This is a genomic window from Enterobacter sp. JMULE2 (assembly GCF_013337145.1).
In the GTDB taxonomy this organism is placed as follows: Bacteria; Pseudomonadota; Gammaproteobacteria; order Enterobacterales; family Enterobacteriaceae; genus Enterobacter; species Enterobacter mori.
Genome location: NZ_SGWD01000002.1, coordinates 1 through 23,943, shown reverse-complemented (window position 1 = coordinate 23,943; position 23,943 = coordinate 1). Strand labels below are relative to the sequence as shown.

Genomic DNA, 23,943 nt, shown 5'->3' with positions numbered 1-23,943 from the left:
TTTCTGCCATAGGCGATATTCCAGTCGGGAGGTAATTTTTCCAGCCTGGCCAGCTGCTGCTGTGTCTGAGCGATTACCTGTGCTGGTACCGGTGACCGCTGTTGCAGAATGGCCAGTTGCTCAGGCGTGAGCACGGCCGGTAACGGTGCCAGGGAGGCGGCAAACTGAACCTGTAGCGGGTCGGAACGGTGAAGATACTGCCAGACGAATGCGGCAGCTGAGCTTATCAGCAGCATGGTACACATCCCGCCCGCGAAGGATTTCCATTTTTTTACCGGCGCGGGCATTGTCGCCAGAACGTCCACGTTCGGCTGCTGTTCAGGCTGCGCGACATACACCCACTTCACTGCACTGTCTGGTACCCTGAAATCGTCATCCGGACCACCAGCAAGGTCCCTCGTGGATGCGGTCGAACCATTCATCATGGTGGAAGGCAACACGATACCGGGCTGAATGTTCGCGCCGGTGCCATCGCTGTTTTCCAGCCGGACGGCGCTGTTGTGCATCAGCGTGCGCAGCACATCCAGCTGGCTCAGATGCTTAAGCTCCAGGCGCTGCAGTACCGTACCCAGACGGCCAAGCAGCTGTTCCGCCCGGTACAGCTGGCTGAGGTCGCTGTAATTCAGCGCCAGCGTGCGCATCCGCTGCTGCAGGCGCAGGCTCAGGCTGCTGAGGATTTCCATGCGGGCATGCACCGGCTGCGGCCAGAGCGTCCCCCACTGATGGCTTATCAGTGCTTCCAGTATTGCCAGCCCCTCATTGAGGCCGGACAGGCCGGCCAGTTGCATACGGGCAAGCGTATACCAGGCTGCCGTCTGCAGCTCCACGCCGTTCTGCTCAAACAGTGAGAGGCAGAGTTTTTCGGCATATCGCCAGTTCACATCCGGACGCGCCGGATGCGTCAGTTTGCTCAGCTCATCGCGCAGGGCGGCATAATCCGGCAGCGCCCTGGGGTCGCCACCGGTTTTGATTTTACGGGGAGTCATGTTATTCACGGCTGAATATCCATATCAGAATGACGGACGTTGTTTTCTGGTTAAGCGGCTTCGCGCGGGTTTGCGGGTTCTGCAGGTCCGCTATGGCAGCCGCGATAAAATCAGGCCAAAAAATGCGCCTTCGTCAAAATGCTCTCCGGGGAGGGCCGGAGCCCCTGGCTGAGTCAGTCGCCAGTCGTTAAGCTGACCTGCCTGCATGAATAAACGCCCCACTGAAGTGATGCACCCTTCTGCGTGAAGGGTCACGTCCACACATCCGACCACGCTCTGGCCGTACAAAAATACCGGCGTAAACTTTACCGCCCGGTCGTCCACGCGCAGTACGATGCCGTCTATATCAAATGCTCCGACCTCCGCCAGCAGGTCCGTAACGCAGACGCTGAAGGTCCCCACCTTCAGGCCGGTACCGTCGAGCCACGCGTCCATCTGCTCCTGAAGCAGCGTCATTCTCAGGTGAAACTCTGCGATATCGGCCTGACGCCAGGTGGCTGATGCAACCGGAGCGGGCTGTCCGGCCTGCTCCTGTTTCAGAAACTGTGATTTTAGTGACATAATGTTATCTGACCTCAGAGACGGGTTGCTGAGTCCACATACTGCTGACTCTTCAGGTGTCGCAGCAGCACGCGACCTTCGGGCATAAATTCAGTGCCGTAGCGCACCAGACCGACACCTTTAAGTTCAGCATCAATCGCGTAGCACAGCTCGCCGGGGACGTTCTGCTCCAGCAGGACCACGGCGATTTTTTTCAGACGCGGCTCATATCTGAGCAGGACGGCAGACAGGGTGCCCATCAGCTCATGGGCCGTTCCCGGCATTCCCTGGAGAATTTTGGTCATATCCGGCAGGCCATAGTCCGGCAGATGAGCCAGCGTACCGGCACGGCAGTTGAGGATACGCTGCATATTATCGAGCACGGACAAAATCACCTGATTTTGCTCGCTTACCTGGTGGAGATCGAGGCCGCCGGTGAAGTTGCCATAAAGAGTTTCATACAATGAAGGACGGGATGGTTCACTCATCTTTCAGCACCTTCAGGGTCAGTCGGTTGTTGCCCGCTTCGATGACACGAGCCTTATCCGGATCAAGGTCCTCACGGCTCAGCACCACGCGCCAGGTGTTGCTCACCTGGTCCGGGGCCATGAACATGCCGGCCACCGCCACATACTGCGCACTCTCTTCCATCGGAATATCAATCATCACCGCCCCACCCGGCTGCAGGCGAATATCTTTCTCCGCCACAAGGTCTGCTTTGATGGCCTGACTGTCAGTCTTAAACAATGACGGGTAGTCGGTGCTGTCGAAGATTTTGCGGTCCTTAAGCTGGTAGATGCGCACCACCGTCGACAGTGCCACGCCGCCAGCGTTAATGTTAACGGCCTCTCGGGCACGAATATCCAGATGCAGGGTTTTCACCTGCTTATAAAAAATCGATTTGGTCACGGCGACGGTGCCGTCCGTGACACTCTGGGTCAACCCACAGCCAGCGAGCATCAGGATGATACCCGCGGCAAGGGCCGCCAGGGGGAATTTACCAGCGGTACTCGCCATGTTCATCGGTCTCCCTGCGGTGAAGATTTTCCTGAACCCGCTCATAGCGGCCCAGATTAATGGTGATTGTTTTGGGGTGTGTAGCAGTATTCGCCGCATTCAGCGGTCGCATCACGGCAGTGCGGCCCAGTTGCACGGCGCCTGCCTGCGGTTTACTGCTCATGGTCGCGTCCGGCAACAGGCTGCGGTCGACGCAGAGCTGCAGACGGACATCGAGGCGCGAGCCAAGGTAGACATTTAGCAGCGCCATCAGGTCCGTGTGCAGCTCCCCGCCGGGCAGCCAGCCCTGCACTTCTGCCGGATTAGTGGAGGTCAGGCGCATCAGCACCTGACTGTTCACGTCGGTGGCATAGTTACCCATCACCGGCCGACTGGTCAGGGTGACGGGCTGACTGACACTCATGGTCAGCGGCTTCTTCAGGGGCACGCGGCGCTTGTCGTGGTGCCAGATTTTCGCCTGTGTGTCTGGTGCCAGCAGGCGCACCAGCGAGGCCATGCCTTCTGCTGTTCGTCCCGGCAGCAGCATCACCGGCAGGAGTGCCAGGAAGCGTGAGGCGGGGGCGGCAATGCTGTCCGTGCAGCCATCGATGCCCAGGCCTGCCATGCCCAGCAGATACTGCGAGATGTTGTCCTTACCGCCGGCTTCAAAACTCGCCGGGTAAGAGTATTTACGCCAGATGCGGTAGTACTGGGCAATCAGCCGGTGGTTGAAGATATCGAGAAAATCCGCTGTCGCCTCATAGCCTTCACGGCGCTGGGTGATGTCATCGATATAGTGCGTCGGCAGTGGGGATTCCACGCCGTAGAGCCCCATAAAGGTTATGCGTACCGTCGGCGGCAGATGCGAATGCTCAGACAGCTCAATCCCTTTGACTTCAGAGGCCGGGAAGCCCATGCCCGGATGGGGCCGGAAGCGTACCGGCTCATGACGCACCTGCCAGGAACTACCGGTGACCGGTTTATCCGGCTGGCTCTGCTCGAGTAGCTGGCAGAAGCGATAAAAGTTCATGTACGGCATGTACTGCAGTAGCTGCTCCATCAGCCGGGCAGGCGTGGACTGTGATTCTCTTTCCACCGGATGCATTTTCCTTCTGGCTGAACGATGAGGGTGAGCTGGTTAAACTGGTTCATGTCGGCATAGAGCGCAAAGAAGCGGTTGAGCATTTCACCGAACAGGTGAATGTCACCCTCACCGGTGAAGCCGTTGCTGTCGAGGGTTACTTCGATATCCAGCCCCCGCAGCAGGTAGCCCTGCTCAAAACGCTGCAGGCGGTGGTGCTCCACATGCTGAATCGCCTCCAGACGGCGGGTGTTCAGTTCATCTTCCTGCCAGTTATAGAGTGCCAGCGTGCCGCGCAGCACTTCGGCGGTGCTCATCATGTTCAGGAACCCGGAGCCGAGGTGGCTCAGTACCCGCCAGTGAAAACGGTCTTCTGCTGGCGGGTAAACCGGCAGCGTGGGTTTGCAGAGGTTTTTCACCGTCAATGGCGTCTGCACCACCTGCTCACAGCGGTCAAGCAGCGTGCTCTGCAGCGCCCGGCGCGGTAACTGACCGTTGGTGCCGGTGATTTGCAGCGATACGGCTTCGCGCTCAAACAGCCTGTCATCCTCCCACTGGTGACCACCGAGGATAAGCCAGGTGTCATACAGTCCGGTGACGCCCCGCTTAACGCGGGTGTGGTAATACCGTGGCGGTGCGTGACGGCGCATCATTCCGCCCTTATGGCGGAAGCTGCTGAACGGGACGTATTCGGCATCACTGGTCCGGTTTGAGCCTGTCACCGAATCCACCGAATAAATCTCGGTGTGTCCGTCCTGCAGCCGTTTGGGGCGCAGCAGGTACTCACTCTCAAGCCCGGTAATGGTGAGCGGGTCAGCCTCCAGTGTGAACAGGTTAATCACCGGCACACAGTGCAGACGAACCGCGTCATTGGTGACCGGTAGGTCTGATGGCCACAGCGTACTGAACACGACTTCGATGTCGAAATACTCTGCACCGGCAGGCGGCGTGATACCGTCCAGTCCGTTGAGATGGACGAACATAAACTTGTCGCGGAAGGTGAAGTACTCCAGCAGCAGCTGGTAGCCGCTGAAGGCAGTATCCCCCTTCGGCCACAGCCCGTCTTCCTCTGCAAATCCTCCCGGCGAGAAGTACCCGTCCAGGCGAATACGGTCGGTCTGCCCGGGCAGACGCATATAAAGCGCAGCCTGCCGTCTGGTCAGCATCAGGTGCAGCTGGCTGCTGACAGGCGCATCTGCACCGAGGTACAGACTCAGGTGACTGAGGTCAGCATGAGACCAGTCCGCCTGGGTGCTGCAGGCAAAGCGCATCCGCAGCAACGAGCGTCCGTCAGGCTCGGTGCTCATGGTCACCCCTGAGATGTTCAGCGGGTTGAGCATCACATCACGGGTGGTGCGGTAGCGACAAACCGTGTTTTTCGGCCCCACCGGGCGGGAATACACTTCCAGACCCGCGGGCATCACTTCTGCCATCTTCACGGCCTGAAGTGCGGGCGTGAACGCCACCACCGAGAGTGAAGGAATGGTACGCAGGTAGTGTGGCCAGAGCATGCTGACCAGCCCTTCGGTCAGTTCAGGCAGGTCGTCGTCGATCTTCTCCCGTAGCCGTCCCATTGAGAAAGCAAAGCCTTCGAAGAGCCGTTCAACATACGGATCGGGAGTCCCGGCCTTATCCAGATCCAGCATCGCGGCCCGATCCGGATGGGTCTGGGCGAATTCTTTCGCGGCTTCACGGAGGTAGCGCATTTCCGCATCGAAATAGCGCAGGGTTAGATCTTCCATAATAAACCATTAGTTACATAACAAAATAATAACATCTATTGACACCAATAAATCACAAATAAACACACCGATAATAAAAGATAATTCAGTTGGCATCAGGAAGGAGAAACAGACTGGGCTACACGAAGGAATGTCAACGTACAAATCAAAAAGGCCAAATGAAATGGCAAAACAGTACGAGATAAAAAAGCACAAATGAACGCACGGAAGTTTTGACAGTAATTTCCACGTACAACATTTAAATCAATACTGAGATAATCAGCCAGGCCTGGTTGTATTTTAATGTCATAAAGCTTTCGAAACAAACGCTCATTATGAAGATAGAGAGCATTCAAAAACCAAAATACAACAAGAATGAAACATACCCCTTCAACCACAGCAACAGAGGGTTGAATTACTTTATTAAAAGATATAGACAAACCTAAAATACCACCACTCCATCCTTTGACCAGAAAGGATTTTTGGCTTAACCGAGTAATTGTATCCTGAATAAAATACAGTGCGGTTTTTTGTTCTTCATTCATATCTATTTCAACCCTGGTACAATACATTCAGTGCAGATGGCCCCTGCACTGAGCATTTGCGTTGCCAATTCATAAGTTCAGCCCGTGTTAACCGGGTGACGCCTCGAAGAATGTCACTGACATCATACTCTACACTTAAAGCTTCCAAACCTGCCGACTCATCCATTGCATAAACAGAATCACTCCTGGATATATTTTTTAAACGCTTTGGAGGATTTACTTTAATCAAACGAGATGCCATCAACTCAGTATAAATCCAAGGTGAACTGGTCTTTTCTGAGTCGGGTTCAACGCAGCTCAATGCATTCTCACCTTCAATAAAAATTAAGCATTCTGTTTGGTCCATCATTGATAACAATGATGACATCAACATAACATGGGCGTGTGCTGTTGAAACATTCCTCCCTTTATACGAATAGTGGCCGCTATCAAGCAAGTTATGCCTGTTATCCATTTCCCGGAGAAGATCGTCAGAATACTCCCATAAACAAGCATCAATAAATGCCCGAAGGCCAAAATGTTCGTATAACCAACCAGCAAAGCAAATAGTTTTATACACATCTCGGTGAGAATGTGAAATAAATACATCTGCTTCCACTGGTGGAAACCATGCACCAGTCAAAAGACTGGCATCCAAAATACTATTGCCATCAAACAAACGAGATACCACATTAGTGGGAGACTCCGGCTTCATAGTTGCCAAAATCTCATCCCCTTTTCTTTTATAGTAGTCACGACGAGAGCTAATCATCAACTCTGATTCACTAAGGTTTATACGATACTTTTTGTACATTATGTCTCCTTACTGTCAAACGTTTAACCGAAATCTATCCGCACAGTACCGTAGCCCGAACAGGATCAATTGCAATCAACCCTGCCAGTAGTTGTTCCATGAAGGGACTCAGGCGAACCTTATCAGCCTCACTGCGACCGGCTTTCATGCGCAGGAGTTTCAGATGGCGGGCCTGGACCTCAAACAGCAGTTCAGGCTCCCAGTTGCTGAGGGTCACTTCACGGGCCCGTTCACCCAGTTCTGCAAACAGGTGCACGGCCAGGTCATTTTTACCGTACTGCTCGGCAATGCGGCCCATCAGCAGACGCAGCAGCCACTTCTGACGATCGGTGGTCATGCCCGGCCGGGTCTGTAACCAGCCAAGCGCGGCATCCGGACCTTCACTGTCGGCCAGTGCCACGGCTTCCGGCTCCAGCGCCAGAATGTCGTCGTGACCAGAGGTGACCGGGGCGGATGGCGTGTCATCACCCCAGCCGCCGGCGGTGTCCAGCACGCTCTGCTGGATCCAGTTCAGCGTCACTTCATCCGCAAACGGCGTGCCGTCACTGAACGCCAGCGTCTCGAGCCCGGACAGACGAGACAGCAGCCCTTTCAGGTCGGCAGCAATAATGTCAGCCAGGGTGTCCTGACCGGATTTCGTCAGGGCCTGGTGGATGTACCACTGCAAATCCAGCCACAGGTGATTGGCACCGCGCGAAAATGTACTGTCGGCCGTTTCCAGCATTTCAGCCCAGTTCTGCTGCAGGTAGAGGCGTTTGAGTAACGCGCGCTGATCCGCCCTTGGCGGCTCGATGCGTGTACGCCCCTGCGCATCCGGGGCCGGGATGGCCTGCAGTGTATCGTGACGCAGGCTCTTCATCAGATGGTGTGCTGACAGCCAGCCATCTGGCTGCTCGCGCAAATATTCGGTCAGCGTCCGAGCCTGGGCCAGCAAATCCTGACCGGACGTGATCCGCCCGATGGTCGGGGCATCGCTGTGGCTGGCAGACGACGGAGTTTCGCTGGTACTGGCGTTCTGCGGTACCACCGCATCCACGCCGCCCGCTTTCTGCAAACGGCTTTCCAGCGCGCCGTACAGCGCATTGAGGTCAGGACGGGTTTCATCCGGCTCATTTTCGGTAAGTCCGGCTATCAGCAGCAGCGCTCCGGTGGTACGCATCGCCTCTTCCCTGACCACTTCCGGGTACAGGGAAAGCGAGTCGGTCATGCGCGATCCTGCCAGCCATTCCAGTGCGGCCTTACGGCTGCGGTCACGCTGCGGGTGCAACTGTGCACCAAAGCGCTCCAGCAGACCAGCCAGCAGTTCGAGTCCTTCGACCAGCCCCTGCTCACCTTCGCGGTGCAGCTTCGCCCAGCAGTAGTACGTCCCCACGCGAATATCTTTGGCGGTGGTGGTCAGCAGCTTCTCAGCCAGCCGACAGATGAGCTCGGTATCCGCGCCGGAGAGTTTGTTGACCTCTTCACGCATCTGCTGGAAGTCATCGTCATAGCCGGGATCCTCACCAACGGACGATGAACCGGACAGCGGCTGCAGCCAGCTGTCCCACTGCGCCACGCGCTCACGGGTGGCGTCAAGCAGAGGTGCCTGTTCGGTCTGGCAGGCACTGAGTAAGGCATTGAGTGTGCTCATCAGTACGTCCCCCCGTCGTCACTGGCCGTATCTGTCGCCGGGTCTGAGGGCACGATGCCGGTGGTGCTGAAGATGGTTTCCGGCAGATGGAAATTGCGCAGCTTCAGCAGCACCAGCGGGCCTTCTCCCGCTTCGGTACGCAGGGTGTAATTGAGCGTGCGACCATCCTGTGCCTTCCAGCTCAGGCTGTAACTGCTGCCCACACCCGGGTAAGCACTGACCGCGGCTTTATCGAGCAGGCGGATCCAGCCCCAGGCTCCGGGAATATCGGCGTACTGGCGGGTGCCCGCCTGCGTGCTTATCCAGCTCAGGTTCGCACCCGGGGCCTCGGTATCTGCAGGCCAGGTGAAGCGCTTCCACGCCGGCATCTGGTTCATATAAATCAGCTTCTGGCTGTCAATAATCATGTCGGTCTGCATCACGCCATCGGCAGTGCCCGGACGCAGCTCGAAGTTCATGCCGGCGTTGCCTTCGGTGAAGGCCACATCCGAGATATGACTCAGGGTGTTGATGGCGTTGAGGAACGCCGGGTTAAACGCCAGCCCCTGCGAGTTGATGCTGTCCGGTACCCAGTGGTTACCCTCTTTGTGCAGCACGCCTTTGAGGCGGGTCTGCAGGAACTGCGCGATACGCCCGGAATCCGCGTTAAGGTATTTGGCCAGCAGCGGCAGGGAAACATCACTGCTGGAGTTGTTGAACGGATAACGGCCACCAAAGGCACTGTTCCACTCAGCCACCACCGCCTGCTGCCACTGGGCATTGAGGCTGTCGGCCGCCGGGGTCAGCACCTGCTGCCAGGCCTGCTCCATCGGATTCACAAACACCGTCCGCCCAAAGCCGCTCCACTCCTGACCGAGGCCTGCGGCAATCAGGCTGCCGTAGTCACGGGTTTCGGTCAGGTCCACGGCTTTGCCCTGGAACACCGTCTGGGCAATGGTCTGGGTCATGGCCTGCGGGTCGGCGGCATTGGTGACCTGCTGCAGGCGCAGACGCACCTGCGTCACGCGGGTCAGGAACGACTGCAGACTCTGCTCCTGTGCTCCCGTGCGGCCTTTGTCCATCAGCGCCAGCACCGGACCAAAGGTCGCATCAAGCGGACCATGAACGCCCGCACTCTGGTCAATGGCATCCTGGTTATCACCGCCGAGCAGGTTCTTCGCTGACTTCACCAGTGAGTCCGAAATGGCTTCTCCGGTCTGGCCAGTGCGCCCCTGGACATTCAGGGTGTTCATCAGCGCCACCAGAGGTGACTGACGCACGTCGGCCATCAGTGTCAGCTGGTCAATGGAATCCGACAGCGTGGTGGCCCGATTCCAGCGCAGGCTGTTGAGAAACTCCAGCCAGGCCCCGCCAAAGTCAGCGAAATAGCGTTCCGTCAGGCGTTTTTTCAGGGCTTCCGGCGAGGTCTCGTCCTGTTTATTCACCTGACGCTTGCTGTCAGTCAGCACCCAGTCGAGCTCATCCCGGCGCGCCTTCACTACCTTCTCGATGGCAGGCTGCACGGCCTGCTCCCAGGCCTGGCGGGTGAACATGCCCGGTACGACTTCCGTGGTGCTGAACAGACGGGATGCATCGGTATCGCCGGTCATGTCGTCCAGACGCATGTCGACATACAGATGTGCCACCTGAGAGAGCATCTTCTGGTACAGGGTCGACTCACTGTTACGCACGCCCATCAGGCGTACCAGCAGGGAGCGCGCCTGGCTGACCATGCTTTCATCTGCCCGTAGTTTCCACTCAGGATGCGCAGCCAGCTGCGCACCATAGAACGACAGCAGTGACGGAGCCACGCCCTGCCAGACGCCGTCTTTCACGACATCGCGTTTTGGCCAGTCGTGCAGCAGTGCCGAACTGAACCAGGCGGCGTCCATATGCTCCGGACGCGCCAGCATCATGTAGAGCTTTAGCTGGGCATAGGTGGTTTTTGCCATCTGCTCACGCAGCGGGCTGCCCGGCGGCAGCGCATTGAAGGCACTGAGCTGAGTCTGCAGATGGTCCGCAGCCGCATCCCGCAACAGCGGTAGTGCGCTGTCCTGATAACGTGGCCAGAGTGCGGCCAGCAGGGCGTTATTTTGGCTCAGCCCGGCCTTTTCGTACCACTGCACGCCGTGTTCTGAACGGTACTGCAGTCGGGCCAGCGTTTTCTGCAGTTCAGACAGTGCTTGCAGGCGCTGTTCCAGCGGCTGATTTTGTCGGGCGGCAAGTGCGGCCTGGGCATTCGCACCGGCAATCTGGCTGCGGTTGGTGACATACGCGATACCCATCCACACAGCCCAGCCCACCATCGCCAGGGCAGCGACTGACACAAACACTTTACTCCATGGAATGCCCGGCTTGCGCGGACGCAGTCCGGCAGCAAGCGTGCGGACAGACTCAGGTAAAACATCCCAGCGCTTATCCATGCCCCAGTGGTGCGTCACGGCGCGTTCTGCACCAGCAGAGGGCTGACTGAACACCACGCCGGCCAGCGGCAGCGGGCGGTATGGATTGAGCATCACCGACAGCGGTGCGGTCACGCTCTGTGGCTCGCGAATGAGCTGGTCAGCCAGCGTCAGCAGGAAGTTATGTTTCACCTCGCCGCAGGTCTGCTGCAGACCCTGTGAAGTCAAATTCGGCGTCAGGGCGGAGAGTTGTTCTGCCAGCCCTTCTGTACGACAACCAGCAGGCAACAGACAACCTGCCGCCTGAGTAACGCGCCCTTCCGGCTGACCGGCGCGCGGGTGCAGGGACCAGACATACAACGGTAGCTGCCAGCCAAGCTTATCCATACGCGCGCTGATGGCATGGGACAGGGAATCCATGGTGCTTTCAGACGGTACCGGCAGCGGCTGTTCCAGCCCCGGTGCTGAGAGCTGGTCAAAGGCCGAGGTGACCCACACTAGACCATCCACCGGACGGCGGCGAAGTTTGCGCAGCGCTGTCAGCCAGGCACTGTCTGCAGGTGTATTGAGGTCACCGCCCCACAGCAACAGCGTGCCGCGATCTTCCTGCCAGAGCTGAGTGGTGAGCTTCGGCGTCAGTTGCTCCACTTCAGCGGCGGTACCGGTTATCAGCAGGATGCGTGTTTTACGTCCCCAGCTACGGCCGTAGAGGTTACACATTGCTTGACGGATAGTGTCGACGGTGACATTACGAGGTGCAGTCTGCTTGACACGGCCTTCATCGGCAGGCAGGACATTCTTTCGCTTAGCCTGAAAGCGATGCCAGCGCTCCTGGATTGCCTGACGCACGATCCCGCCATGGCGAATGAATAAAACCAAAATCATAGCGCCTGCGAACCCAAGCCACTTTAAGCCTCTAGTATCCAAACCAACCTTGTCACCGTAGTTCCAGATAAGCCAGGCGACTACCGCAGTAATAATTATTGTCAGCCCGAAACGCCCCCAGTTCCCACGCCATACAGTATCCTCAACTGCTTTCATTCTCATTCCCTGTTGTCACGGTATTAATAAAACGCTGCCCTTCACCTTCCGATAACATCAGACAGTCTGTCTTCAGTAGCTGTACCGCATCACTGACTATGGCAGTCATTATCCAGGGGGAAAATGGCCCGCAGCGCCCGGCATATGTCTCAAGCCAGTGCAGTTGCTCTGTTTTCCAGTGCCCCTGATATAACTCACTGGCTTTAAGCATCAATGAAAACGACTGCCCCCAACGAACGTGGTCACCAATGACATGCTGAGTATTGATAGACTGGGTCTGAGTAGAAAAGTAGAGATCAAATTCACTGAGCATGTCATCGCCTTCCAGAGACATAGGACGGAGCAGACGTACGTTGTGGCCTAGTTCATATTTGGTCGCAACATCATCAGTTGTCAGCAACAGCGTAGCAAGCGCATCGCTATATCTATCACGACCACACAGCTGTTGCACCATGACAAGCTCAACAGAAATATCTGGCGTTTTAATTCTTTGTTCTACAGAATCAAAAGAAAGAGAGCGCAGCACTGACAATGTGGGGGCAGGACGCTCCGCTGGCATCAACTCACGCCAGCATTCATCAAATATCGCTTTTAGCGCAGCATCATCCTCAGGTGAATCAGTTAGCAGAAATGCCTTCAACGCTATATCTGTTGGTAATCGCATCAGCGCAACTTTAACGCCGTCGAGCTGTTTTAATGACGCTGCTATGGCTGGGCTAATATCAAGCCGCCTGACCAACCCGTTGAATTCCTCTAATTCGGTACTTCCAGGTATGAACATTGGCACTGTCAGTGATTGAGGCAGGATCACTTCACTGCCCATTACAGCCAGATAACGCCCGGCCCATTCGGTCCATTGCTGTTGAGAGTAGTCAGCTTCTTTCGATTCAAATTCGTGCTTATCAACATCATTGTTATAGAGCCAGGCTCTCAAGCAAATGCAAAAAATCCAGATAAGTGGTGGAGAGCCGGACACAACCCAAATATTGTAACTCTGCCCTGCTCCCAGCAACTGATTAGCATGGAGAACGAAGATCAACCCTCCTGCGATCAAGGCAGCGAGGCCACCGATAAGCCAGATAAGAAGAGAAGGTTCTTCCGGCATCGGAGTAACATGTGATTTTTGACGCTCCCAACTCATTAATTATCCTATAGCGCAATCCGGCGCGCTGGAGATTACCTGACAACCACATTCACAATGGCAACCATCCACGACAACTGATTTACCATCAGAAGACCATTCAGGCGAACCCTCTATAATGGCATTTATTCCGTGGCCTTCTTTAGGACAACTTACTTTATCCCCTATTAAAGCCACCTTTTTATTATTAACTATCATAGTTGAAGAAGCAGAGATCACTTCTCCACCATGCGTTGTTTTATCTCCCAGCAATACAAAACCGTTTGACATATTGAAACCTCCGCAACCATTTACGATCTAAAAATAAAGCCATTAGCAAAATCAACTCAGCTGTATTTAAATCCTTCACACCGTTTAATGTCGATATATTGACCAACCATCATGATAAACGGAGCAGATATCCACATCCAATATCCTAAGCCATAAGAGATTATTAATCTGTCACGACCTCCAGCGTCTACAATAATGCTTTTCACTCCCAAGAAAGAAATGGCTAAAACAAATGACACCAGGGACAATATGAACAATAGGTTATTTTCTTTTTTTAATCACTCCTATAAGTGATGCTATATAAAATGGATTAGCTAACCAAGAAAATGAAGCACCAGGATCAACAAAAAGACCAAACCCTCCAGTTATAAGTAAAGCAAGACCATCACTTGAACCTGTATCTGTGCTAAAAGAGGGAAAATATAAAGCAGCGCAAAAGCATAATACTGAAAAGCCGTAGAGACTTGATGAAAAAAAAACCTCATAATCGCCCTGCACTTAGAATAACAACTCAACCATTTTAATTTGAAATATATTCTTTGAATTATGCGATGGCAAAATAAAATGACACGAAGTTAGACTGGGAATAACTCTATATCTAAATAGCTGCGCCGAATAGTAGATCACTTAAAGGGAACTCAGCCCGAATTGTGCGATCTGATCAATCGCCAAATCAAAACAAATCACCAACCGGACTGAGCGATGCCGATCATAGCACCAATACCCCGCGACGAACGCCGCCTGATGCAAAAAGCTATCCATAAAACACGCGATAAAAATTATGCCCGCAGACTCACCGCTATGCTGATGCTGCACCGGGGTAACAGTGTTAGTTGCGTTGCCAGAACGCTCTGTTGCGCCCGTTCATCTGTTGGGCGCTGGATTAACTGGTTCACGTTATCGGGTGTGGAAGGCCTCAAATCCTTACCGGCAGGACGCTCCCGACGCTGGCCTTTTGAGCATATTTGCACCTTGTTACGTGAACTGATAAAGCACTCTCCCGGCGATTTTGGTTATCAACGTTCACGCTGGAGCACCGAATTACTGACAATAAAAATCAATGAGATAACCGGGTGTCAGTTGCATGCAGGCACTGTGCGTCGCTGGTTGCCCTCTGCCGGACTGGTATGGCGCAGGGCTGCGCCAACGTTGCGTATCCGCGATCCGCATAAGGACGAAAAGATGGCGGCAATCCATAAAGCACTGGACGAATGCAGCGCAGAACACCCGGTCTTTTATGAGGATGAAGTGGATATCCACCTTAATCCCAAAATCGGTGCAGACTGGCAGTTGCGTGGACAACAGAAACGCGTGATAACGCCGGGGCAGAATGAAAAATACTATCTGGCCGGAGCGCTGCACAGCGGCACGGGCAAAGTCAGCTATGTGGGTGGAAACAGCAAGAGTTCGGCACTCTTCATCAGCCTGCTGAAGCACCTGAAAGGCACATATCGACGGGCAAAAACCATCACGCTCATCGTGGATAACTACATTATCCATAAAAGCCATGAAACACAGCGGTGGCTGAAAGGGAACCCGAAGTTCAGAGTGATTTATCAGCCAGTTTACTCACCGTGGGTAAACCATGTTGAGCGGTTATGGCAGGCGCTGCATGACACGATAACGCGTAATCATCAGTGCCGTTCAATGTGGCAGCTACTGAAAAAGGTTCGTCATTTTATGGAAACCGTCAGTCCCTTCCCGGGAGGACAGCATGGACTGGAAAAAGTGTAGCGGTATTAGGCGCAGCTATTTAGCATAGCATATAAAATCATTTAACCTAACAACCCAAGCATTAATTACAAATAACAATTAATTACTGCTTTCCGAAAATAGCTGAAGTTTTTTGTAATTAGGGAAATAGGGAGAAGACTCGACAGTACCATCCGGATATGTTACCGACATATACACTCCTATTTTTTGTTCTTTAGGTTCAACTGCTTTAATAATCTTTCTCGAATGGAATCTGGGATTAAAATAAATATTATCTCCACTATGCATCCGATACATCTTATCCGACTCCCCTTTAACAATCGATGATACTTTTTTATTTCCATTAATATAATATGTTGTAACCATAGGGAAATAATCGCCTGTCAAATCAAGATCACCATTAACATCTATATATGAACCTCTAAGTTGTTGGGGGGCATTATTATCGAATATGACCACCTCACTTGCTGGAACATTTTGAGCGTCACCATCCCCAGGAATACTTTGAAACCTTAGTGTTAAGTTACTTAACTTCCATTCGCAATCCCCTCCACCATTTCTAGGAATGGGGATTTTATACTCGTTACTTTTTCCTTCATTTTTTAAGACAAGGTTCATGGTTTTATAACCAGCCTCATTATAGCTATTTCCTGAACCATCAACTTGCTTCTTACGGCAAATGTCAGAGCGATACATCACTTTCAAGGGCAGCATTTCCAAATGCTTTGGTATTTGAATAGATAAAGAAACTGAGCTTCCATTTGCTACAGGTGAAAATGCTTCATCTTTATTGCAAGATGCTAAAAGCAAAACCATTACAGGAAGCACGTATTTAGTTGATATTTTCATATTGCTCCTCCGCTCTATCATTAAAACGAACAAGCGCGTTCTCATTTACAACAATGCCCCGAGTCATTCTCAATGCCTGAGGCAAAAGATTTTGCAGTTCGATAAATAATTTATTGCGTACAGCTTCATCCATCGACACTTTATCTGACGCATGCATTGATTCATTCACTAGCTCTTCAAATTCCTTTCGTATTGTTTTTCGTTCCAATTCACGTGAGGGATCTGTTAACTCCAGCAGTTGATTATTCAAAAAAGGTAAATATTTGTTTGCCATTGAATGGTTTGCTGGATTTGTTAGTGAATCAAGGTCTGGATTTGTATTTTTCTTAAAATATCTATCAATGCTTTTAGGATCAAGGCACTCGATAAATTTCCTGTGCTTATCTTCCGATTCGCAAAAAGCACTTTCATTAAGCTCTGGGACAAGGTAAAGTTTAGCTTTTTTAAATGAAACTTGTTTTATATTTAGAGTTGGAGAATTGCTGCCAAAATCAACACCAGAAGCGGCAAACTTATTCTTTTTGAAACTAACTACAGCTTGCTCGGCCTTTAGGAAAACAACAACATTTCCGTGGTGCCAATATGGGTCTTGCGATTTACTTTTGACACTTACAGCAGTATCAGCGAGTGCTTTTGGAAATCCAAATGCAACAGCCATATTAGCCCAAAGTTTATACATTTCATTATCAACATCAACTTCCATTGGTATACTGGTTACCGTATCCGTATCATTCACATGCCTATAATGAGTAATATTTCCCAGCGATGATATTGCGTTTCTTGTAAACGTCCTTGGCATGCCGTAAGTATAAATCACGGGGTTGTAATTTTTCAGCGTTGATGCTTGTAGCAATGTCAACGCACCACCTAAACTATGACCGCAAATAAACAACTCTCGCCCTGCGAGTAAGGAATTTAATCGTTCAAAATCTTCCGGGAAAAGTCGTTGAGCAAGCTTAAATGCCTCTAAAAAACCTCGATGACACTGCCCTAAAGGAACAATCTCTGGACAGGGGACAGGAAGGAATTTAGCATCTGTAACTATATCTGCCCCTGCAGATGGCTCAGTACCTCTCCATGCAACTATCATCTGCTTTTCATTATGAATATAAAACAGTTGCGTCCCCCCTTCTCCATTATTTCCCTCTGTTGTATCTAAAAAAATCGGGTCAATATAGCGCTCACTGAAAGGTACATCTATAACTAAAGGGCAATAGCCTAACAAGGGAACTTCAGATAAGTCTTGGAATTTTTTATTGAATAAGGAAAAAACATCTTCCTTTTCATTATATGACAAATTAGCCAACACCCCTAAATTCATAGCATTAACAATAGAATACTCTTTTGTATGATGAAGGAGTATATTCCATGCTCTGAAGGGGCAGATTTTCACTATTATTCTCGCATTAAAATACATATTCGAGATCGTTAACCCTGAAAATTCAGGATCTGGAAAGTGAAATGCTGGCAGTTCTTTTGCTTCCCAGCCAGATATTTGAGGTGCTTTGTCGCACAATTGACCTATAACCACATAATAGCAAATAAAACTCGATTTCTTATCAACGGTAACTGGCGACATTTTCATCGAATAAGAATTAGTCCTTTCGATGCTGAGCGGTCTTTTTTCCATTTCATCAGCAAGCGACTGAGATTCAACAAAAAGAGTAAGATCCGGATGAAGCAAGTTATCAATCCGAAACACCCCTTCAGAGTTGGTTTTCCCAGTATATGGTTCTATGACTTTATCGCGTGATGCCTCATTTTCGGCACGACACGACATATTTGCTACAGGGTTATCATTTTCATCAACCAATTGAATCTCAATCCAGCATTTTTTTTGTGCTGGGGCTTGGGCTTTGCCGAATGTCCCTATCGCTGATGTTCTTGATTCGCTCATGATGACGCTCCTTGTTCGCTGTCAGTACTGCTTAGAGGAAACTCAATTTTCATTGATGACGGAGACGCAGTATGAATTGGCATGGTATTACCGAGCTTATCTGTTGTCCCTGAATAAACATCACCTTCCGCGGTGGTTACCTTATAAAGAGTGTACGGCATCACCTCACCCGTATCCTGATTAGTTATTGCAAATCCACCTTTAAATCCTTTAGGCAGCTCCTGAGGAGACAAATTTAAGTTTGCCGCGCCCATTTTTTGCACATTTGCAGCTTTCAGCAGAATATTCCCCGGACATCCAAGCTCAATATTTCCGCCGCTGATCTTGATATAAGCCCCATTACAAACAAGGGTTAATTCCTTGCTGGCATTAACCGTCACGTTGCCGCTATTGCTGGTAACTGTGACATCCTTCAGTGCCTGAACATTCAATGCATCGCCTTGCGCCTGCACATCCACTTTGCCCTGTCCTGCAAAAAGTTGCATCCCTGCACTTTGTGCAAATACGCTGACAGTTTTCGAGGCCGCAACAGTTACCGACTGAGCTGCGCTTATGTCTGTATTGCGACCAGATACTATTCCTACACTTTGACTCCCAGACGCAATCCGAACTGCTTCGGGACTGATCATCCCAATACCCATCGGTGAATGAGCTAATATTCCTGGTTTTTGCAGTCCGGACAGCGCGCTATTCAAACTTGACTGGCTATCGGAATCTGCCGAAGTTGCTTTTGCTGTCTCAGCTGCTTTGCTAAGACTTTTTGCAAGAGAAAGAGCCTGCTCCAGCTGCTGTACAGCTTCATGCATATCGAGCATTATACCGTCAGCATTTGGCTGAGAGTCAGCGCTTAATAAAATCCCTTTCCCCCCCCGAACAGCTACCCAATCATCAGTGCGCAGTTCTGCACCTTCTCCTCTAACAACGCGCTCCTCATCGACGTTGTGCCCTAAATTAAGTTGGGTCTTACCACCGTACTCTGTACTGAGCTTGACGTGCTCTTCGCCGCGCTTGTCCTCCATCCGCAGCTTGTTCAGGCCAGCTGTGCGGATAACGTTACGCGTGCTGTTGGCTTCAGTAACGTGGTCGACGTGGCGGGAGTCGTGCATAGCATGGGCAATATACGGACGATCCGGATCACCTTCGTGGAATGCAATGGCAACTTCAGTGCCCTGGATCAGCGGGAAGTGGAAACCGTATTTGTCCCCTCCGTAAGGTTTGGCAAAGCGCACCGGCATGCTTTCCATGCCCTGCTTTTTGTCATCACGATCGGCATCAAACTTCACCCGGTACATGCCTGATGCATCCTGCCAGGCGTAGATATCGTTATCTTTGGCGCTGGTCACACGCGCCATCAGCGTACCGCTGACCACCGGGCGCTTTTTAGCGGCAGGACGCCAGCAGCGGTTCTCGTAGTACGGCATCCCTTCCCACATCACGATCAGAGCATCTTTACGACTGGCTATATAGCCCGTGCGGGTAATGATAATACCGTTGTCCGTTTCTGATGGCAGTGTCGGTGGTACCACACTTTCACTGATGGTCAGCACCTGGGCCGGGGAAAGCAACGCATCATTAGCGCAACCGCTTATAGTCGTCTGTCCTGAGAGAAAACGCTCGTGTTCAAGGCGTGCCCAGAAGTTGCCGGTTTCCGCTGAAGGTGTGATTTTGTCGCCACGTTCAAGATGACGCGGCAGGTAGTGATAGACCTCACCGTATGTAACACCGTCGCCGTCGCCGCGGGTCATGTCCGCCGGTACAGAGGCCAGGACATTCTGTGCTTCACGGTGATTGTAATCACTGGCGGTAACAGTACGCTCAACCACGTTCTGGCGGACGTTCACCCCCCAGACCGAATCCGCTGCATTGTCACTCATTCCCGATGGGCTGCTGAGCGGCAGAGACTTACCGAACGTCCATGCGCTCTGCTTGTCTGCGAAATGAACCACTTCAGTCTGGGTGTCAGGTTGCAGGGTGAAGAAGTAGAAAATCCCCACTTCGGCCAGCAAACGCTCAATGAACGCGAGGTCACTTTCCTTGTACTGATTGATCTGTTCGCGCTTTGGATAGTCGGCTTTGAGAGTGAACTCATACTCCCAGCCTTTAAGGCCATGCTCCTGTAATACTTCGGTGACGACTTCCGGTACCGACTTGTTGACGAAAAAACGGTGGGTACGGAATTGCTTACGCAGCAAAGACAGGAACGGCTCAATAATAATCTGGTACGTCGCCTGGTCACGTGAGCCACTGATACGCTTAAAATGCGTCACCACACCATGCACCACTTTCTGCCCGGTCAGCCCCATCAGAGGCCCGGTTCCCATAGTCAGCGCGGCAGGTTTGGTCAACAATTGCGCTGAACTGATATTCTGATCGCTGCTGGTAAAGATGATGTCGTAGTGGTAAAGCTCACTCATGAACTCCTTACCGTTAAACTCTTCCACATCCAGTGAAGCTGTGCAGGACGGAATATCCAGACGATAGCGGTTCAGCCCGCCTTCAGTTAGCGCAGACAGGGTGTTCTTAAGCGTATCTGTCAGACTCATGATTTTGACTCCATGGGATAACCTGCAGTCCATGACTTTCTTGCCGACGGGCAAGTAACAGGTTTAATCAGGGGTACTCAGCGAGTACGAAAAAGCGTGATTACGGCTCCAGCCCCGAGGGTGCAGGCGAGGGTTTTCATCAGCAAAACGGTCATTTCAAAATTATTCATGCCGTATTCACCGTCGCCACTAATGGGGATAAAGCGCTTAACGAATGCGTAAAAACACGTATCCGGAAGAAACAGCACTCCCGCCACCACTAAAGTTAAAAAGATAAAAACCTTCATGGCGTTATACCGGGGCACTATTCAGAAACTTCAATTGAGCCATAAGGCCTTAAAATTTCGCGGTCGGTCAAAGGAAAGTTATATACCTGGGTATCATTAAAGCCTATTCCGACAACAAAATTCCGGGGTTCATCTTTGTTGTTTGCTGAATGAAGCACGAATTCAACAATGTATTTATTACCATTCATGAAATGGTAGTAAGACGGTGGAATGCACAATGCACCATCAACAATCTTAAGATCTGGTGAGAAGTTGAATTCTTTCTCTTTAGGCGGAGTACCCCGAAGATTGATACCCATGTCTGCAGGCTGATAATCTCGAGCATCATTAATACTCATGCAAACGTCATTACCTTTCCTGCTTACCTGCGCAGTTTCATCCAGGCTCATTCTGTCGCCAGGGCCCGGGCAGCCAGTCAGCGCTACCGACGACATGCCTAATGCAACGATAAAGATAATTTTTCGAAAATGGTTCACACTCACCATGGGAAACCTCTCAGAGAATTTTTATACCCTTCACGTATTGCCGCCTCAGAAATGTCGCCATCAAGCGTAATGTCGGGGTACTTTTTATTTTCAAGGTGCCACCAGATTTCATAACCAAATGTCTGCAAAACAAAATTATCGGCAATAATCTGTGCCTGCTGCTCCATCGGATAGTCACTCAGCAGGCGACCATCAAGCGTATAGCGATAACTGACAAGCCAGCTCACCAGACCTCGTCCAATAACATTCATCCCTTTTTCACGCTGCCAGACATGGCTCATTTCGTGAATAAACATATGCTGAAGCGAATACAGCGATTGTGAAAAATCATCCCGGTACTGATTGATGAAGTAGATTTCACCATTAGGCGTCATTGCCGTATTCGCATCCTGCGCATTAAACGGCAGATAGCTGCCATGATGAATTTTCACCTTCTCGTAATCGATCCGGTTACCGAATACCGTTCTGGCTAAGGCGACTTCCCCGGTGGTCAGTTTTCTGACGGAATCGTCGTCCCGCTTTTTGACGTCCTTCTTTTTCTTCTTGCTGGCATCATGAATGGTCATTCCCTGCCTCCGGATTAGCGTTCAGCTGCGCCTGAAAATTCAAGCCCAATCCCGTCTTCCTCACACCAGCCGAGCGTCAGGGTGTGGGGTTTCTGTTTCACCGCCATATGGGTCAGCAGTTGCTGGCTCAGCACCGGCAGAATTTGTTGATTGAGCAGGCTGTCGATGTTGCGCGCACCAGTATCCGGCAGCAGGCAGGCGGCAGTCAGCGCATCGTAAAGGCTTTCATCAATGCGCGTGGTCAGTCCGTAGTGGCGGTGCAGGCGCTGGCTGACCTGTGACAGCTTCATCTCCACGATGGTGCGCATGGCGGGCTCATTCAGCGGGCGGTAAATCACGGTCTGGAAGCGGGCCAGCAGCGCCGGCTGGAAATGGTCACGCAATATCGGGCGCAGCAGTTCCTGCAGGTAGCCTTCAGTCGCGTCCGGCTGTTCATCGAGCAACTGCATCAAATGATCGCTGCCGAGGTTCGAGGTCATTAGAATAACGGTGTTACGGAAGTCAATTTCACGCCCTTCGCCGTCGCGCATAAAGCCGCGGTCAAAGACCTGATAAAACAGATTCATGACGTCGCGGTGCGCCTTTTCCGCTTCATCGAGCAGCACCACGCTGTACGGACGCTTGCGTACCGCCTCGGTAAGAATACCGCCCTGGCCGTAACCGACATAGCCCGGCGGTGAGCCTTTCAGCTGCGACACCGTGTGCGGCTCCTGGTACTCAGACAGGTTGATGGTGATGAGTGACTTCTCGCCGCCGTACAGCACGTCCGCCAGCGCCAGCGCGGTCTCCGTTTTCCCGACGCCACTAGGGCCGACCAGCAGGAACACGCCCTGCGGGCCGTTCTCTGACGTCAGTCCTGTTTTTGCCGCGCGTAAACGCTGGGCGATGGCCTCAAGGGATACATCCTGGCCGACAACACGGCTGCCGATTTCGTATTCCAGGGTCAGCAGTTCGGTCTGCTCGTCTTTCATCAGGGAAGAGAGCGGTACGCCGGTCCAGTCGGCAATCACGTTCGCGACCGTACGGGTGTCCACATCCACCTGGACCAGCACGTCGCCCTGCTGCGCCTGCTCCAGTTGCTGTTGCAGGTCGGAAATCTCTGCCTGCTGGCTGATGTCCTTGCGGCTGGCCATCAGCTGCTGTGCCAGCGCCTTTTCAGTGCTGAAACGTGCTTCCTGCTCCGCAACACGCGCATCTAGCTCAGTCCGCTGTTGCTCGATGGCACCCAGGCGGTCACCATGGCGGTTGCTGCCGGCGGCGATATCTTCCAGAAGCGCCTGCTCTTCCAGTTCCAGAGCGGTCAGCTGTGCTTTCAGGCGCACAATTTGTTCTGGCACCGTGTCGAGGCTCATACGTACGCGCGCGGCGGCGGTATCCAGCAGGTCAACGGCCTTGTCCGGCAGCTGGCGTCCGGTCAGGTAGCGACGGGACAGCGTGACCGCAGCACGCACAGCGTCATCGGTGATGTGCACGTTATGGTGTTCTGCGTAGCGGGATTTGAGGCCGCGCAGCATCAGGCACGCCATATCATCATCCGGCTCGTCTACCTTCACCATCTGGAAGCGGCGCTCCAGCGCGGCATCGCGCTCGAAGTACTGTTTGTATTCAGACCAGGTTGTCGCGGCAATGGTGCGTAGTTCGCCGCGCGCCAGTGCGGGTTTCAGCAGGTTGGCCGCATCTGCGCCACCTGCCTGGTTACCGGCTCCGATAATGGTGTGGGCTTCGTCGATAAACAGCAAAATTGGTACCGGTGACTGCTGCACGGCATCGATGACGTTTTTCAGACGCTGTTCGAACTCGCCTTTCACGCCCGCACCCGCCTGCAGCAGACCGAGGTCAAGGGTGCGCAGGCTAACCGGCTTGAGAGATTCCGGCACGTTGCCCTCTGCAATACGCAGCGCCAGACCTTCAACCAGCGCGGTTTTACCGACGCCTGGTTCACCGACCAGAATCGGGTTGTTCTTACGACGGCGTGAGAGAATGTCGACCATCTGGCGGATTTCAGTATCACGACCAAAGACCGGGTCGATTTTGCCTTCTCTGGCTTTGGTGGTGACGTCGAGGGTGAATTTATCCAGCGCATTCTGCAGGGCCGGGGTCAGCTCCCCCTCTTTCAGTTCTGCACCCACCGGACGACCGACAAACTCCACCTCGCCACCGTGGCTCTGCGCCAGCTCTGCTTCCTGCTGCACGTCCGGACGTTCGTCCGACTGTGCGTCGAGCAGAGGACGCAGACGTTCCAGCTGGCTCTGGCCCAGCGTCAGCAGCGGCCACAGCCCGTCACAGCGGACCAGTTTCTGTTTGTCAACCAGCGCCATCAGTAGATGGATGCTACGTATTTGTTCCTCGCCGTTAAGAGAAGCAATCAGCCAGGCTTCCTGTAGCAGAGACTGAATGGCATCAGACAGCTGCGGGCGGTGTCGTACCGAGCGCGGCTGTTTATCGAGCCAGCCAAGCAAATCCTGCCAGATGGCGTCC

The 23,943-nt window shown here is 52.6% G+C and carries 21 protein-coding genes; 1 reads left to right on the top strand and 20 read right to left on the bottom strand.

From position 1 onward, the window contains the following. The 13 genes from EXW94_RS00325 to EXW94_RS00265 all read right to left on the bottom strand — a co-directional run. Positions 1-995: type VI secretion system ImpA family N-terminal domain-containing protein (locus tag EXW94_RS00325; RefSeq protein WP_174339235.1), on the bottom strand; the 995-nt coding region annotated here is incomplete at its 3' end. A gap of 81 nt (positions 996-1,076) precedes the next feature. Continuing rightward, positions 1,077-1,547 (bottom strand): hypothetical protein, encoded by a 471-nt coding sequence (locus EXW94_RS00320; protein WP_174339234.1) that lies wholly within the window; start codon positions 1,545-1,547, stop codon positions 1,077-1,079. 14 nt (positions 1,548-1,561) lie between these two features. After that, positions 1,562-2,014 (bottom strand): type VI secretion system baseplate subunit TssE, encoded by a 453-nt coding sequence (tssE, locus tag EXW94_RS00315; protein WP_174339233.1) that lies wholly within the window; start codon positions 2,012-2,014, stop codon positions 1,562-1,564. After that, positions 2,007-2,543: a type VI secretion system lipoprotein TssJ gene (tssJ, locus tag EXW94_RS00310; protein ID WP_174339232.1), complete on the bottom strand. Its 537-nt coding sequence runs from the start codon at positions 2,541-2,543 to the stop codon at positions 2,007-2,009. The genes tssE and tssJ overlap by 8 nt, the downstream gene beginning before the upstream one ends. Continuing rightward, positions 2,524-3,627: a type VI secretion system baseplate subunit TssG gene (gene tssG, locus EXW94_RS00305; protein ID WP_174339231.1), complete on the bottom strand. Its 1,104-nt coding sequence runs from the start codon at positions 3,625-3,627 to the stop codon at positions 2,524-2,526. The genes tssJ and tssG overlap by 20 nt, the downstream gene beginning before the upstream one ends. Then, the gene (gene tssF / locus EXW94_RS00300) at positions 3,582-5,345 is read right to left on the bottom strand and encodes a type VI secretion system baseplate subunit TssF (RefSeq protein ID WP_174339230.1); all 1,764 of its coding nucleotides are present in this window, start codon (positions 5,343-5,345) and stop codon (positions 3,582-3,584) included. Before tssF ends, tssG begins: the two co-directional genes overlap by 46 nt. Before the next feature lie 95 nt (positions 5,346-5,440). Next, positions 5,441-5,869: a hypothetical protein gene (locus EXW94_RS00295; RefSeq protein WP_174339229.1), complete on the bottom strand. Its 429-nt coding sequence runs from the start codon at positions 5,867-5,869 to the stop codon at positions 5,441-5,443. A gap of 7 nt (positions 5,870-5,876) precedes the next feature. Then, on the bottom strand, positions 5,877-6,662 hold the full coding sequence (locus EXW94_RS00290; RefSeq protein ID WP_174339228.1) for a hypothetical protein: 786 nt from the start codon (positions 6,660-6,662) through the stop codon (positions 5,877-5,879). A gap of 34 nt (positions 6,663-6,696) precedes the next feature. Further along, the gene (gene tssA / locus EXW94_RS00285; protein ID WP_174339227.1) at positions 6,697-8,292 is read right to left on the bottom strand and encodes a type VI secretion system protein TssA; all 1,596 of its coding nucleotides are present in this window, start codon (positions 8,290-8,292) and stop codon (positions 6,697-6,699) included. Next, positions 8,292-11,714, bottom strand: coding sequence for an ImcF-related family protein (locus tag EXW94_RS00280; protein WP_174339226.1), 3,423 nt, complete (start codon positions 11,712-11,714; stop codon positions 8,292-8,294). Before EXW94_RS00280 ends, tssA begins: the two co-directional genes overlap by 1 nt. Further along, on the bottom strand, positions 11,701-12,855 hold the full coding sequence (locus EXW94_RS00275; RefSeq protein ID WP_174339225.1) for a hypothetical protein: 1,155 nt from the start codon (positions 12,853-12,855) through the stop codon (positions 11,701-11,703). The genes EXW94_RS00280 and EXW94_RS00275 overlap by 14 nt, the downstream gene beginning before the upstream one ends. A gap of 3 nt (positions 12,856-12,858) precedes the next feature. Further along, complete coding sequence (locus tag EXW94_RS00270; protein ID WP_174339224.1) at positions 12,859-13,125, bottom strand: PAAR domain-containing protein; 267 nt, start codon at positions 13,123-13,125, stop codon at positions 12,859-12,861. Between the two features lie 261 nt (positions 13,126-13,386). Then, the gene (locus EXW94_RS00265) at positions 13,387-13,623 is read right to left on the bottom strand and encodes a hypothetical protein (RefSeq protein WP_174339223.1); all 237 of its coding nucleotides are present in this window, start codon (positions 13,621-13,623) and stop codon (positions 13,387-13,389) included. A gap of 204 nt (positions 13,624-13,827) precedes the next feature. Between EXW94_RS00265 and EXW94_RS00260 the strand changes: the two genes are divergently transcribed. Continuing rightward, positions 13,828-14,859: an IS630 family transposase gene (locus EXW94_RS00260; protein ID WP_174339222.1), complete on the top strand. Its 1,032-nt coding sequence runs from the start codon at positions 13,828-13,830 to the stop codon at positions 14,857-14,859. Between the two features lie 78 nt (positions 14,860-14,937). Here EXW94_RS00260 and EXW94_RS00255 read toward each other — a convergent pair whose 3' ends face one another. The 7 genes from EXW94_RS00255 to tssH all read right to left on the bottom strand — a co-directional run. Next, on the bottom strand, positions 14,938-15,687 hold the full coding sequence (locus EXW94_RS00255; protein ID WP_174339221.1) for a hypothetical protein: 750 nt from the start codon (positions 15,685-15,687) through the stop codon (positions 14,938-14,940). Then, the gene (locus EXW94_RS00250; RefSeq protein ID WP_217436301.1) at positions 15,671-17,584 is read right to left on the bottom strand and encodes a lipase family protein; all 1,914 of its coding nucleotides are present in this window, start codon (positions 17,582-17,584) and stop codon (positions 15,671-15,673) included. The genes EXW94_RS00255 and EXW94_RS00250 overlap by 17 nt, the downstream gene beginning before the upstream one ends. Further along, complete coding sequence (locus EXW94_RS00245; RefSeq protein WP_174339220.1) at positions 17,581-20,127, bottom strand: type VI secretion system Vgr family protein; 2,547 nt, start codon at positions 20,125-20,127, stop codon at positions 17,581-17,583. The genes EXW94_RS00250 and EXW94_RS00245 overlap by 4 nt, the downstream gene beginning before the upstream one ends. Positions 20,128-20,204: 77 nt before the next feature. After that, entirely contained in the window at positions 20,205-20,414 is a 210-nt protein-coding gene (locus EXW94_RS00240; RefSeq protein ID WP_174339219.1) for a hypothetical protein, read from the bottom strand. A gap of 17 nt (positions 20,415-20,431) precedes the next feature. Continuing rightward, positions 20,432-20,899, bottom strand: a complete 468-nt coding sequence (locus tag EXW94_RS00235; protein WP_254797790.1) for a putative T6SS immunity periplasmic lipoprotein — start codon at positions 20,897-20,899, stop codon at positions 20,432-20,434. After that, on the bottom strand, positions 20,893-21,465 hold the full coding sequence (locus tag EXW94_RS00230; protein WP_174339218.1) for a type IV secretion protein Rhs: 573 nt from the start codon (positions 21,463-21,465) through the stop codon (positions 20,893-20,895). The genes EXW94_RS00235 and EXW94_RS00230 overlap by 7 nt, the downstream gene beginning before the upstream one ends. Before the next feature lie 14 nt (positions 21,466-21,479). Next, a partial coding sequence (gene tssH / locus EXW94_RS00225; protein ID WP_174339217.1) for a type VI secretion system ATPase TssH occupies positions 21,480-23,943 on the bottom strand: 2,464 nt, incomplete at its 5' end.

Coding starts and splice junctions, on each gene's coding strand:
- EXW94_RS00290 (WP_174339228.1), bottom strand. CDS start 6,662: ATGTACAAAAAGTATCGTATAAACCTTAGTGAATCAGAGTTGATGATT.
- EXW94_RS00235 (WP_254797790.1), bottom strand. CDS start 20,899: ATGGTGAGTGTGAACCATTTTCGAAAAATTATCTTTATCGTTGCATTA.
- tssA (WP_174339227.1), bottom strand. CDS start 8,292: ATGAGCACACTCAATGCCTTACTCAGTGCCTGCCAGACCGAACAGGCA.
- EXW94_RS00245 (WP_174339220.1), bottom strand. CDS start 20,127: ATGAGTCTGACAGATACGCTTAAGAACACCCTGTCTGCGCTAACTGAA.
- EXW94_RS00270 (WP_174339224.1), bottom strand. CDS start 13,125: ATGTCAAACGGTTTTGTATTGCTGGGAGATAAAACAACGCATGGTGGA.
- tssJ (WP_174339232.1), bottom strand. CDS start 2,543: ATGGCGAGTACCGCTGGTAAATTCCCCCTGGCGGCCCTTGCCGCGGGT.
- EXW94_RS00240 (WP_174339219.1), bottom strand. CDS start 20,414: ATGAAGGTTTTTATCTTTTTAACTTTAGTGGTGGCGGGAGTGCTGTTT.
- EXW94_RS00230 (WP_174339218.1), bottom strand. CDS start 21,465: ATGACCATTCATGATGCCAGCAAGAAGAAAAAGAAGGACGTCAAAAAG.
- EXW94_RS00255 (WP_174339221.1), bottom strand. CDS start 15,687: ATGAAAATATCAACTAAATACGTGCTTCCTGTAATGGTTTTGCTTTTA.
- EXW94_RS00275 (WP_174339225.1), bottom strand. CDS start 12,855: ATGAGTTGGGAGCGTCAAAAATCACATGTTACTCCGATGCCGGAAGAA.
- tssE (WP_174339233.1), bottom strand. CDS start 2,014: ATGAGTGAACCATCCCGTCCTTCATTGTATGAAACTCTTTATGGCAAC.
- EXW94_RS00280 (WP_174339226.1), bottom strand. CDS start 11,714: ATGAAAGCAGTTGAGGATACTGTATGGCGTGGGAACTGGGGGCGTTTC.
- EXW94_RS00260 (WP_174339222.1), top strand. CDS start 13,828: ATGCCGATCATAGCACCAATACCCCGCGACGAACGCCGCCTGATGCAA.
- tssG (WP_174339231.1), bottom strand. CDS start 3,627: ATGCATCCGGTGGAAAGAGAATCACAGTCCACGCCTGCCCGGCTGATG.
- tssF (WP_174339230.1), bottom strand. CDS start 5,345: ATGGAAGATCTAACCCTGCGCTATTTCGATGCGGAAATGCGCTACCTC.
- EXW94_RS00295 (WP_174339229.1), bottom strand. CDS start 5,869: ATGAATGAAGAACAAAAAACCGCACTGTATTTTATTCAGGATACAATT.
- EXW94_RS00320 (WP_174339234.1), bottom strand. CDS start 1,547: ATGTCACTAAAATCACAGTTTCTGAAACAGGAGCAGGCCGGACAGCCC.
- EXW94_RS00250 (WP_217436301.1), bottom strand. CDS start 17,584: ATGAGCGAATCAAGAACATCAGCGATAGGGACATTCGGCAAAGCCCAA.